Consider the following 12,568-nt stretch of genomic DNA (forward strand, 5'->3'; position numbering starts at 1 on the left):
GATCACATGCAAGACGTAATTATTGTTTGAATTCAGGAAGCTGCATTCACAATCTAACCCACACTTGTTAAATTGGTACACAACTTGGTATACATATCATGGTGTGACTTTTGCCGTGTCACCAACGTAAAAACATATTATCACCACTGGATATAATGATAAACAACTCCCCGCCCTAACCTTTCATTGTTGACAGAATTTCAGCGCTGGATCGCAGCTTGGTGAAAAATGAGGATAACGACCGACAACGAATTGTTTTTTCCGGCTCTCCGACCAATCTTTATTACCTTATTACCAGTGTCTACTGCACATCCCTGCTTTCAATACCCATTTGTTGCCATATTGAACATCAACGAAGATTAAAATATGACTAACCATTCATCTTCATACTCAACACGCCCTAATGATTGATATTATCTATGCATTTATCACCATGATGCTAAGATATAAAAAGATCTAATATTCAGGAAATCATTTAGCTAATGAACATTCATTCTTTCATCATGTTCGCGGCCAGTGGATTGAACATTGTCAGCGTATTGGTATTGATTTATGGCGTAGTGAAATGTTTATTCGCCTTTGTCAAGAATGAGCTAAACCATGGTGAGTCCAGTATTCAGCGTATCAGACTGGATTTGGGTGGATATCTGCTATTGGCCCTGGAAATATTAATTCCAGCCGATATTTTGAAAACCATTATTGAACCCGATTACAAAGAACTGGTAATCCTTGCCTCCATTGTCTTGATTCGTATCGTCCTGTCCATATCCTTGAGTAAAGAACTCAAGTCATTGAATGAAAAAGAGTCATAGTCACTCTCATGACACTATTCAGCCATCGTCCCACGCGGGCATTCAACCGCGGAGCCGCAGATGCTGGCTAGTTATCAGATTATTTCGGTTATCAGATTATTTCTGTCAAATGATGCTAAACCAAGAATTCTTCGTCAAGAGCGTCCAAATACAGTGATGGCGAAAAAATTCAGCGTCTCATCTCTCATCATCGGTATTCCAGTATAAAAAACTCGCTATTACCCGGATGTGCTTCGCCATAATATCTGTATAAAATTAATGCATTACATTAATAATAATCGATAGCAGATCGCGCGCTAGCGAGTCTATTTGCACGCCAAAACATCATTCTGTGAGTGGTGCTTGAACGCAGGTTTTGGCAGTTAACCCTTAAAAATAATATAAAAAACCAATACAAAACCTTGTAATACAAACAGTTATATTAAGCAAACCAATCAATTTCGGACTAAAATCATTTCAGCGAGTATGATGTAGCCAGAACTGCTGTTTTAACACACGTAATGTTTTTCGGGGACTTCGTTTCCCTCACTTAGGAGGACTATTTCTTGCAGCGACAGCCCGTTTCATCTTCAAGAATTCATTCAATTGGGTATGATCCTGAAACCCATGTACTGGAAATACAGTTCTGCGGCAATGATATTTATCAGTATGTTAATGTTCCAGCTCGTATTTATCATGATTTTATATCCGTAGTGTCTAAAGGTCGTTTTTTTGATGGTGTGATCAAAGATAAATTCCTGTGCCGAAAAATAACCTAGTTCTTACCGCTGCACAGCCTTATGCCATGAGTTAACTCAATTTGACCCAATGGCATTCCCCCATTGGTTATTTATTTGTTTCAGCGTTCCAGCATGTCAGTGGAAGTGCCCTACCTTCCACTGCGTGTATGTTCTGTTTACCAATCTAACCTCTTGCTTCTGAAGATTTTTCTTTTCCAATAGCATAATATTGCCTCCCTTATTCCGTATGCCAACACTGCGGGAGAATGCCAGTATCGCTCCGGTGGATATCCACCGGAAAAACACCTCAAATATTGGCAATGCTATGCCGTCACAATAACCAGTAAGTCCTCACCATCAAGGCCAGTGATACGTTCACCTTCCAGAAATCCCACCAATTCACCCATGCCGTCATGGCGATAAACTTCATAGCTATCAATACGATAAACGGGCGTGCCTTCTTGCGAGCGAATATACGTGTCACCTTCTATGTAATATGCGTGCTCACCGTTTGCATTCTCGATTTCATAACGCTGGTCAAAAGGAAACTGCTTCATTTTTTATCCTGCCAAGTCAATGTTGCCGTCATGATGCCAATTTGGGCTGAGTTTAGAAAGACCGGATCTTATTTTCACCCTATACATTGGCTTATTCGCTGAGTTTATAATCAGAAAATCAACGTATGCTAAACGAGAATTAATATTACTTGCATGAATGGTTACTTGTTTATTACCCTCTGCCCCCTGCTCGTGAACAGCCCTTTCTAGCGGATTTTTCGCGTATTGATCTATTCAATAACCACATGGATATAGTGATGAAAAGAGTTAATCCCTTGTTTTTTTTTCTTGGCTCTGAGTCTTTCTGGCTGCACCCAATGGGAAAAAAATGGCGCGACACCCTTGGAACGAAAAAGAGACCTCTCTGAATGTAATGCCCGTGGTTATGAAGTACATCGCCCCGATATAGTGACGGATGTTGAGTTCTCATATCAGAATAAATACCGAGTGTGTGAAAAAGGCAAAGGTGGCTGTGATAAAGGCTATCGCTATGATAAAGAACCGGAATTTAAAACAGTACATAAAGATCGTAATGCTTCGGCACGATTTGCATTAATTGATGCATGTATGTACCGAAAAGGCTGGTATGAAAAAACCCATTACTGGTCACTCTTTTAATCGTTAAACACCAGAGTAACCGTGCCAAGGTGAAACTAGGCGAAAATCTGTGATCGCTCTCTTCTTGCACGATGTCCATACAGCGCTAACATACGCTAAGTATTGCTTTTTTTGGGTGATATGCACATAATGGGTTTCCGTTTCCGTGTAGCAATGGTTACTGGAACGCCGCCTCGACTGTTTATGCAGCCGAGGCGTTTTCATCTATAAATCAGTAACCTTCTTTCTCCAACCGAACACTGCCCTGGTTTCTTTCAGTTTCTTATATACCCAGCCATCGTATCGCTTTAGATTCCCGTACCAGAAAGATCATGCAGCACGTTAAATTTATCTGTTATTTATATAATAAAATATGCTGATTTTATATTAAATCCAATAACCGTTTATTAAAAACACCATGCTCCCTAAGCCTACTCTTATTTGTATAATTTCAATTATTAATTAATAAAATTATTTATCATTAAATTTGTAAGTATCACTATCAAAATAGAGTGACATTTTTTAAAAAAACAAAATAACATTAAAAACAATGAGTTGATAAATGGGGAACAAAAAATAAAATCTTATCAGTTTTTATTCATCATTTTATTTTCTATGCTTTATTCACATGAAAATACTTGAGGGACTCATTATGAGCAGCATTGAAGACGATCTGACAATCATCAAGGAGTATTTTTCACGCACACAGAATGAAAGTCAAAAAATCTGTGCGCGCCTAGGTATAGTCGGGAAGTTTTTTTATATCCCCATTGATGAAAGAATACGAATATTGGATGAGTTACTTCAGCCTCATTCAAATAAAAAATCACTTACATAGAAAAAAGTCATTATTAATTTGTCACTCTCGCTGATAAGCACCATCAGCGGCGGCTTGGGGCTATTCATACCGCCTGACACTCACTTCATTGCCGATGACTGATTATTTACCAAGCATCATTACAGACGCTTACGCGACGCACTTTCCGCGCTGAAGAACCACAATTCGGGCAAACGTTTCGGATAGAAGCGAATTTCGTAAGCATCTTTTAATGGAGCCAGGCGCCAGCGTGGGCGTGCTTCTCTTTTAGGCTTCAGAAAACGTAAACGACCCTGCGCGCGGGCAGCCTGGTGATCCAACACCCAAGCGACAGAAGCCGAAAGCGGTTGGCGAACATATTCATCTTCAACACTGATATCACAAATGCACACGGCTCTATCCTTTCTCGAAATTAACGCCACTTTTTGATTATTCGGGATCTTTCATTGTGAACCAACTTTCCAATAATCGGAATTTGATCGTGATCACATAACCAATTAGTTAAATGTTTGTCCTTTCATTTATTTTTGTGCCTTTACTCATTGACTGTATCAATGCAAGATAGACCTTTTATACGATTATTTGCGCTGATAATCAGGCAGATATAGCACGTTAATCCCCTGTCTGGTTCCATAGAAACAGATAATTTGTGGAGTTTGACTGATGTTAAGTATTTTCGAGCTATTTAAAGCCATTAGTTTGGGACTCGTGCTATTGCTCCCGCTGGCCAATCCGCTGACTACTGTGGCTTTGTTGCTGGGATTATCCGGTAACATGACTGAAGAAGAGCGTAATCATCAATCGAGAATGGCGGCTATTTACGTCTTCTTTATTATGACGATTGCGTTCTATGCTGGCCAAATAGTCATGAGTACCTTCGGTATCTCTATACCCGGTTTACGTATTGCAGGTGGTTTAATTGTGGCCTTTATCGGTTTCCGCATGCTTTTTCCACAACAATCTGCTGAAGAAACCCAGCTCGAGGAGAAGTCTCAGGATTTAAAAAAACGCAAATCCATCAATATCGCTTTCGTTCCTCTGGCTATGCCAAGCACTGCTGGGCCGGGTACCATCGCAATGATAATCAGCTCCGCCGCGACCATGGAAGATCACACTGGTTTCGCCCCCTGGATTTTGACTGTGGCTCCCGTACTGACCTTTTTAACGGTATCACTGATTCTTTGGGGATGTCTGCTCAGTTCTGGGGCGATTATGCGCTGGGTTGGGAAAAGTGGTATTGAAGCGATTTCCCGCTTAATGGGATTTTTATTGGTATGTATGGGTGTGCAATTTATTATTAATGGCATACTGGAAATTGCTTCAACCTACCATCCCGCCGGTTAGACACTCATCGGGAGAGCTCTATATAACGAGCCGATTTGAAAATGATCATTACCCTAGATAGGATAAAAGGTAACACTAGATAAAAATAAACGCTAACCGATGAAATACTGCCTGCAAGATGCATCGGTTAGCGATTCAAAACCGTTATTCGGTCATCGCCCGATAAGCGGTATCGACCTTCCATAAATAGCGGGGAGCCTGAGGAGCCGGATGTTTACTCTGAATATGCTGGTAAAACTCATCTGGGCTAAGACTATTAATTTGGTTCAGTGCAAGTTTTTTATCGGAGGAGAAGGTTCTCAACATTGCACCCGCACCGTTGGCATAAGAAACGATAGTCGCGTAACGTAATGTCTGTGGATCGTTAATTCCCACCAACTGCTGATTTTGCAGAATATTGATATAGGCAGTACCAATATCGATATTCACCGCGGGATCTTTCAACTCACGTGAGCTGGGTTGCCCTCCTCGTCCTTTCATACGATAGGCATCCCGCCCAGCGGTAGACGCTTTAATCTGCATCAACCCCACGGCATTCGAGGTGCTGACAACATTGGGGTTGTAGCCCGATTCAACCTGAATAATGGCTTTGATCAAGGTTTCATCAACACCATAGTGACTGGCTGCATCTTTAATGTAATCACTATAAGCAACGGTTCCGCTATCGCTTCTGGAACGTTGGTTAAATCCTCCCTGCTGCGGTGGCTTTAACCAACTATTCTTCGTCTGTGGCGGTGGGGTCTGTTTAGCACACCCAGCCAACAATAATATTGCCATTAGGCAACCTAGTTTTGGATTCACAGTATTCCCCACTCTGGTAGGCCGTTTTGTAGCATATACAACTTGCCATCAACACAAAATAAATTTTTGCCACATTTTGCCGACTAACGGCATAATTAGCAGGTTATATAACGTAACTATCAGTAAAGTTGGCTTTATTGTATGGTGATACTTGACTTCAACCCAAATGATATTGATAATCATTTTCACTTAAAAAAAGGGAGCATCGCCATGTTATATCAGTATAAAAAACTCTCTCCCCCTGCATTCACCCTTGCCGGAAATACTGTTTTACATCATTTTATCCTGATTACACTATGGGCATTTCTCTCATTTATTAGCCTCAGCGCATCCGCAGCAAATAATGCGGTCGATAAAAAATTCAAAGTGATCACAACTTTCACTATTATTCAGGATATTGCGCAAAATATTGCTGGCGATGCCGCCATTGTCGAATCGATTACGAAACCCGGTGCGGAAATTCACGATTATCAACCCACGCCAAAAGACATTGTAAAAGCCCAGTCAGCCGATCTGGTATTGTGGAACGGTATGAATCTGGAGCGCTGGTTTGAGCGCTTCTTCGAGAATGTGAAAGACGTTCCTTCGGTGGTTGTCACCGACGGTATTACACCGTTACCGATCCGTGAAGGCCCTTATCGCGGCATTCCTAATCCGCACGCTTGGATGTCGCCTGCGAATGCACTGATCTATATTAAAAATATCCGTGAGGCATTGGTTGAACACGATCCCGCCCACGCCGAAACCTACAACCGTAATGCTGAGAATTATACAAATAAAATCAAAGAATTAGACGCCACCCTGCGCACACGGTTGAACAAAATTCCTGCGGGTCAGCGTTGGCTGGTGACTAGCGAAGGCGCGTTCAGCTATCTGGCAAAAGATTACGGTTTCAAAGAGGTTTATCTGTGGCCGATCAACGCTGAAGAACAGGGTTCCCCACAACAGGTTCGTCGGGTGATCGATACTGTTCGCGCCAACAACATTCCAGTGGTATTCAGCGAAAGTACTATTTCGGATAAACCGGCTAAACAGGTCAGTAAAGAAACCCGTTCACAGTACGGCGGTGTACTGTATGTTGATTCGTTATCGAATGCCAAAGGTCCGGTACCCACTTATATCGATTTGCTTAACACCACTGTAAACACAATTGCGAAAGGATTTAGTCAATGAGCAACACCGATTTTATCCGCCCTGAACTGATTGTTGATGATGTATCCGTTACTTATAACAACGGGCACACCGCTATCTACAACGCCAGCTTTACTCTCAATGGCGGAACTATCTGTGCTCTGGTTGGCGTTAACGGCAGCGGCAAGTCCACCCTGTTCAAAAGCATCATGGGGCTGGTTAAACCGACAGAAGGTAGCGTCCAGCTCAACAGCAAGCCCGTGATACAGGCGTTAAAACAAAATACCATCGCCTACGTGCCACAAACCGAAGAAGTTGACTGGAATTTTCCGGTACTGGTGGAAGACGTGGTCATGATGGGTCGCTATGGCAAAATGAATTTTATGCGGATTCCTTCCCGCCACGACCACGATATCGTGAATAAGGCCATTGAGCGCGTTGGCCTGACAGCGTTGCGCTCACGCCAGATTGGCGAGTTGTCTGGCGGGCAGAAAAAACGCGTGTTTCTGGCCCGAGCACTGGCGCAGCAAGGTTCGGTATTACTGTTGGATGAACCCTTTACCGGCGTGGATGTGAAGACCGAAAATGCCATTATCGACTTGTTGCGATCGCTGCGTGATGAGGGCCATCTGATTCTGGTTTCCACTCATAACCTGGGAAGCGTTCCCGAGTTTTGTGACCATGTGATTCTGATTAATCAGACCGTTCTGGCGGCGGGGCCAACCGAAACGACTTTTACCCAAAAAAATCTCGAGATGACATTTGGTGGCGTTTTACGTCATATCAACCTTTCCGGTACCGATCTGCACGATGATAACGATCCTCGTACCGTCACGGTGATTACCGATGATGAACGCCCTGCGGTGTTTTACGGCCATACCAAAGACGATCCACCGGCGCAACGTAAGCAAAAGGAGAATAATCCCTGATGCTAGAAATTTTACTGCAACCCTTTAATTACAACTACATGGTGAAAGCCATTTGGGTCAGTGCCATTGTTGGGGCTGTCTGCGCCTTCCTCTCAGCCTACCTGATGTTGAAAGGCTGGTCGTTAATGGGTGATGCCCTTTCCCACTCGGTCGTGCCCGGCGTTGCCGGTGCCTACGCGCTGGGTTTTCCGTACGCTGCCGGTGCCTTTTTTACTGGTATGCTGGCGGCATTAGCCATGACACTAGTACGACATATCACTCGCCTGCGAGAAGATGCCATTATCGGTTTTATCTTCTCAACCTTCTTTGCCGTCGGGCTGCTGATTGTCTCTCTCAATCCCACCTCGGTTAACGTCCAGTCGATTATATTCGGCAATATTCTGGGCATTGCGGATGAAGATGTGTTGCAGGTCGAGATCATCATTCTGGTTTCATTCGTAATTCTGTGTTTGATTTGGAAAGACCTGCTGGCGGTGTTTTTCGACGAGAATCATGCCATGTCGATCGGGATTTCTCCCCTACGACTGAAAATTCTGTTCTTTACTTTGCTTAGCGCCTGTACCGTAGCCGCCTTGCAGACCGTGGGTGCCATTTTGGTCATCGCCATGGTGGTTACGCCGGGCGCAACCGCTTATCTGCTGACAGATCGATTTGGTCGATTGCTGATTATTGCCATCGCTATCGGTGCGGTTACCAGCGCATTCGGTGCCTATCTGAGTTTCTATCTTGATGGCGCGACCGGTGGCGTGATTGTCACGCTGCAAACGCTAGTATTCCTGCTGGCTTTCCTGTTTGCCCCCAAACACGGATTATTAGCCACTCGTTTTCGTCGCCGGAAAAAACAGACTCGCCGCATAAAACCGCAGGGAGGCAGCCTATGAATACCCTGTTCGAGTTACTGAGTGAACCGTTCAGCTATCCCTTTATGCAACGAGCAATACTGGCAGCGATTGTCACTGGCGTAGTTTGCGCCGTACTTTCCTGCTATTTGGTGCTGAAAGGTTGGTCATTAATGGGCGATGCCATTTCCCATGCGGTATTACCCGGTATCGTACTGGCATTCTGGCTGGGCATCCCACTGGCGATCGGAGCCTTTGTCTCCGGTATTTTCTGTGCGGTCGCTACCGGTTATCTAAAAGAAAACAGCCGGGTCAAAGAAGACACCGTCATGGGTATCGTGTTCTCCGGCATGTTTGCTTTTGGTCTTGTTCTATTTTCACGCATGGATACCGATCAACATCTGAGCCATATTTTATTCGGCAATATGTTAGGTATCACTCGGGACGAATTAGAACAAACCCTGTGGATCGCAGCGATAACCTTGCTCGTCGTCTTGCTGAAGCGAAAAGACTTTATGCTGTACTGCTTCGATCCTCATCATGCCAGAATCATAGGGTTACCGGTTAAACTGCTGCACTACGGTTTACTGTGTCTGCTAGCAATGACTATTGTGGCCTCATTGCAGGCGGTAGGCGTCATTCTGGTGATCGCCATGTTGATTGCTCCAGGCATCATTGCGTTTATGTTATGCCGCAGTTTCGATCGGATGCTTATTATTGCCACGCTGGTATCGGTGATCGCCTGTGTACTCGGAACCTTAATCAGCTTCCATATCGATGGCGCAACGGGTCCTTGTATCGTGATAATTCAGGCATTGTTCTTTGTTATCACACTAATTTATAGCCATTTCAAACCGATCAAACGTACTTTCACACCGACTGCCACAGTTATTCCGACGAATGACGCTGCGGTGAAAACTAAGCTGCTATAATAATGCTATACACGTCTTTATCGTGTGCTGCGCAATACAGCACACGTTTTTCACCTCAATAATTGACAATCTGCCGGTTAAATAGGTATGTGTTTATCCGGAATGCGAGTCCTTGTGCGTCAGCTCCTATTCTTTCCGTAACAAAAACGCTAACCTAATGATATAACTGGCAGCTCTGAGGAGGTGAATCATGTGGCAAGCAGTGAATCGTCTACTAAGCGAACAGCTCGGCAATGCCGAAATCCGCGAGCGTATCGAACTACCGGGTGGTGATATTCATCAAGCCTGGCGTCTTGGCTACGGCGATACCGATGTATTCGTCAAATGTAATTCTCGGGATATGTTGCCAATTTTTACTGCGGAGGCCGATCAGCTCTCATTGCTTGCCCGCAGCAAAACGGTACATGCTCCTCAGGTTTACGGCGTTGGTAGCGACCGTGATAATAGCTTCCTGTTACTGGAATATTTTTCGTTGAAACCATTGGATGCCCATAGCGCTTATTGTTTGGGCCAACAATTGGCTCACCTGCATCAGTGGAGTGAACAGCTTCAATTCGGGCTGGATTTTGACAATGACCTCGCGACTACGCCACAACCCAATGGCTGGCAACGTCGCTGGGCACAATTTTTTGCCGAACAGCGCATCGGTTGGCAGCTACAGCTAGCGGCAGAAAAAGGTATGATTTTCGGCGATATCGACAAAATTATCGCATTGGTTCAGAAGAAGCTGCAAAACCACCAGCCACAGCCTTCCCTACTACACGGCGATCTTTGGCCCGCTAACTGTGCGACCAGCACCAACGGCCCCGTGATTTTTGATCCAGCTTGCTATTGGGGTGACAGAGAGTGCGATCTGGCAATGTTGCCCCTCTATCCTGACCTTCCGGCGCAGATATACGATGGCTATCAAAGTATCTGGCCGCTACCCACCGACTTTATTGAGCGGCAGCCGCTGTACCAACTCTACTATTTATTGAACCGTAGCAATCTGTTCGGCGGGCAGCATTTAGTCAACGCCCAGAAAGCGGTTGAGCAATTATTGCACGTTGAATAATAGATCTCGCCATTTGCCAAAATGAAAAAGCCTGCCTCAAATCAACAGAGACAGGCTTTATACGTTATGTTGGCTAATCACATTGTTAGCGGCAATTAATCAATCGCCATCAATCCCAATAGCCGGATCACGAAATAGGCCACTATCGCAATGATAATAGGCAAAATATATAAGGTGAAGAATTGTAAAAAAATGGTGTGGCGCGGCACGACTATTTTCTCTTCTAACTGCCTCTTGGTTCGTCCTTCATTGCCCTTCGCCTGTTCTAAAATCAGCTGATCTTCGATTCCTTCGCGAATATATTTAACCTGCCGACTCATCCGCGCGCCTGAAGCCTGTAGCGATAACCCGACAAAAATTAGCATATAGATAACGAAAAACAGGATATTCGCGCCAGACAACCCGTTATCAAGGTTTGGCTGCGGTGAGTGGTTCCAGAAAATGTTCAGGAAACCGGTGTTAAAGCGGATCATATCAGTCATAACATGCACAAAGTCCAGTATGACAGCATTGACACCGGCGGTCTTTTCACTGTAGTGATAGACAAAATTGATGACCGAGATCAGCGTTGACAGCAGTGCCGGAATAAAGACGAGCCAGCCGGCGATCCGTTTTATCACTGCAACGCGCCCAGCCTGTTGATACGTCATGAGTTCCCCTTATGAGTGCCACATTTAATACCTACAGTTTACCCGTACTTTCTACAGCATGCGCAACGATTTCAGTGTAATTATCATTGGTATGCATCATCCAAGACTCGCTCATTAGGCGTAAAATCATCACAACATGACAATGAAAGACATTAATTAATCAGCATTATGGATAATTAGTTCGCCAGAAAGCCAATTTCAGCGCATTTTGCGTAGCCGTTCGCAGCAATAAATTTTAAGTCTCCCCTAACGAGATGATAAAGTATCTGCCTCTTATCACCATCCGACAGGAGTAACAATTGATGGCAAACCTGCACCCGATACAGGCCGCTATTTTTGATATGGATGGCCTGCTGATTGATTCTGAACCGCTTTGGTTACAGGCCGAATTGGATATATTTAATCATCTGGGTCTGAATACCACCTCCAGAGATTTATTACCCAATACGCTGGGATTACGTATCGATCAGGTAGTGAAATTGTGGCATAAAACCCAACCTTGGTCGCAGCCGGATGAAGCAGAAGTCTGCCGTCAAATTATTGCCAGAGCCATTCAACTGATAGAAAAAGAGCGTCCGCTGCTACCTGGCGTTGAGCATGCTCTCCAGCTCTGTCGTCATCAGGGGCTGAAAATCGGCCTAGCTTCAGCCTCACCTCTGAATATGCAAAACCGTGTGTTGGAGATGTTCGGTTTAACCGATTACTTCGACTGCCGGATGTCTGCGGAATATTTGCCATACAGTAAACCTCACCCTGAAGTTTATCTGAACGCCGCTAATGCTTTGGGCGTTGACCCATTGCACTGCATCACGCTGGAAGATTCATTCAATGGCATGATAGCTACCAAAGCTGCACGGATGCGTTCTATCGTGATTCCATCCGCCGAATTACGTAACGATCCTCGGTGGTCATTGGCAGACATTCAGTTGAATTCTCTGGAAGAATTGCTTGCGGAACATATTTCCTGACCGACGGATATAGCTACGCCAAAAATACAACTGGCGGAATTCGGTATTGCAGATGCAGACTCCGCCAGTAGGTAGACCGGCCAGTCCCCCTCGCCAGAATTCAGTATGCATTTCTTCCCTTCAATCTCCAGCTCAAAACTGCCGGCGTTCACATCAACCATCTGATCGTGACTATCTGGTTTATACGCGTTTATGTACGGCACCAATCAACCGTTTATCGACGTAAACGCAGACTATCATCCGTTCATCACTCCAGATCATCAGGTTATCCTTGAACCCATTACATATTGCCCAACTTTCCCCAAGGTTTCCTTTACACTCCTCCAGCAAGCCGTAGGCCACCGTAGATTGTCTGAAATTTCAACATTCTCACCAAAAACTGTCTTAATGTGACATTTAGTTACACCGTCACGACTAT

General features: G+C 44.5%; 14 protein-coding genes. 10 read left to right on the forward strand and 4 right to left on the reverse strand.

All coding sequences use genetic code 11. The features are described 5' to 3' along the window. The first annotated feature begins 482 nt into the window (after positions 1 to 482). Positions 483 to 812 carry a DUF1622 domain-containing protein gene (locus DJ39_RS12235; protein WP_038242705.1) on the forward strand — a complete coding sequence of 110 codons (330 nt, stop codon included), beginning with the start codon at positions 483 to 485 and terminating at the stop codon, positions 810 to 812. 545 nt (positions 813 to 1,357) lie between these two features. Continuing rightward, complete coding sequence (locus tag DJ39_RS12240) at positions 1,358 to 1,570, forward strand: KTSC domain-containing protein (RefSeq protein WP_004717749.1); 213 nt, start codon at positions 1,358 to 1,360, stop codon at positions 1,568 to 1,570. A gap of 284 nt (positions 1,571 to 1,854) precedes the next feature. On the opposite strand, the gene DJ39_RS12245 is transcribed toward DJ39_RS12240, so the two are convergent. After that, positions 1,855 to 2,088 (reverse strand): hypothetical protein, encoded by a 234-nt coding sequence (locus DJ39_RS12245; RefSeq protein ID WP_004717751.1) that lies wholly within the window; start codon positions 2,086 to 2,088, stop codon positions 1,855 to 1,857. Between the two features lie 342 nt (positions 2,089 to 2,430). On the opposite strand from DJ39_RS12245, the gene DJ39_RS17985 reads away from it, so the two are divergent. Beyond that, positions 2,431 to 2,706 carry a hypothetical protein gene (locus DJ39_RS17985; protein WP_080765750.1) on the forward strand — a complete coding sequence of 92 codons (276 nt, stop codon included), beginning with the start codon at positions 2,431 to 2,433 and terminating at the stop codon, positions 2,704 to 2,706. 936 nt (positions 2,707 to 3,642) lie between these two features. Here the strand turns inward: DJ39_RS17985 and DJ39_RS12260 are convergent. Further along, entirely contained in the window at positions 3,643 to 3,894 is a 252-nt protein-coding gene (locus DJ39_RS12260) for a hypothetical protein (protein WP_004717757.1), read from the reverse strand. A 271-nt stretch (positions 3,895 to 4,165) separates the two neighbouring features. On the opposite strand from DJ39_RS12260, the gene DJ39_RS12265 reads away from it, so the two are divergent. After that, positions 4,166 to 4,846 carry a MarC family NAAT transporter gene (locus DJ39_RS12265; protein WP_004717760.1) on the forward strand — a complete coding sequence of 227 codons (681 nt, stop codon included), beginning with the start codon at positions 4,166 to 4,168 and terminating at the stop codon, positions 4,844 to 4,846. A gap of 144 nt (positions 4,847 to 4,990) precedes the next feature. Here the strand turns inward: DJ39_RS12265 and DJ39_RS12270 are convergent, their stop codons facing one another. Then, on the reverse strand, positions 4,991 to 5,647 hold the full coding sequence (locus DJ39_RS12270) for a transglycosylase SLT domain-containing protein (protein WP_038242711.1): 657 nt from the start codon (positions 5,645 to 5,647) through the stop codon (positions 4,991 to 4,993). Positions 5,648 to 5,929: 282 nt separating this feature from the next. Here DJ39_RS12270 and DJ39_RS12275 point away from each other — a divergent pair, with 282 nt between their 5' ends. The 5 genes from DJ39_RS12275 (at position 5,930) to DJ39_RS12295 (ending at position 10,532) form a co-directional block, all read left to right on the forward strand. Next, entirely contained in the window at positions 5,930 to 6,820 is an 891-nt protein-coding gene (locus DJ39_RS12275) for a metal ABC transporter substrate-binding protein (protein WP_276560697.1), read from the forward strand. Continuing rightward, on the forward strand, positions 6,817 to 7,707 hold the full coding sequence (gene yfeB / locus DJ39_RS12280) for an iron/manganese ABC transporter ATP-binding protein YfeB (RefSeq protein WP_038242713.1): 891 nt from the start codon (positions 6,817 to 6,819) through the stop codon (positions 7,705 to 7,707). The genes DJ39_RS12275 and yfeB overlap by 4 nt, the downstream gene beginning before the upstream one ends. After that, positions 7,707 to 8,588: an iron/manganese ABC transporter permease subunit YfeC gene (yfeC, locus tag DJ39_RS12285; protein WP_004717767.1), complete on the forward strand. Its 882-nt coding sequence runs from the start codon at positions 7,707 to 7,709 to the stop codon at positions 8,586 to 8,588. The genes yfeB and yfeC overlap by 1 nt, the downstream gene beginning before the upstream one ends. Continuing rightward, complete coding sequence (locus DJ39_RS12290) at positions 8,585 to 9,478, forward strand: metal ABC transporter permease (RefSeq protein WP_038242715.1); 894 nt, start codon at positions 8,585 to 8,587, stop codon at positions 9,476 to 9,478. Before yfeC ends, DJ39_RS12290 begins: the two co-directional genes overlap by 4 nt. A 190-nt stretch (positions 9,479 to 9,668) precedes the next feature. Next, the gene (locus DJ39_RS12295) at positions 9,669 to 10,532 is read left to right on the forward strand and encodes a fructosamine kinase family protein (RefSeq protein ID WP_004717772.1); all 864 of its coding nucleotides are present in this window, start codon (positions 9,669 to 9,671) and stop codon (positions 10,530 to 10,532) included. 95 nt (positions 10,533 to 10,627) lie between these two features. Here the strand turns inward: DJ39_RS12295 and DJ39_RS12300 are convergent, their stop codons facing one another. After that, positions 10,628 to 11,182, reverse strand: a complete 555-nt coding sequence (locus DJ39_RS12300) for a YniB family protein (protein ID WP_004717774.1) — start codon at positions 11,180 to 11,182, stop codon at positions 10,628 to 10,630. Between the two features lie 302 nt (positions 11,183 to 11,484). Between DJ39_RS12300 and hxpB the strand changes: the two genes are divergently transcribed. Continuing rightward, positions 11,485 to 12,150, forward strand: coding sequence for a hexitol phosphatase HxpB (gene hxpB / locus DJ39_RS12305; protein ID WP_004717775.1), 666 nt, complete (start codon positions 11,485 to 11,487; stop codon positions 12,148 to 12,150). Positions 12,151 to 12,568: the final 418 nt, after the last annotated feature.

Origin of the sequence: Yersinia ruckeri ATCC 29473, assembly GCF_000754815.1 — a bacterium.
Taxonomy (GTDB): domain Bacteria; phylum Pseudomonadota; class Gammaproteobacteria; order Enterobacterales; family Enterobacteriaceae; genus Yersinia; species Yersinia ruckeri.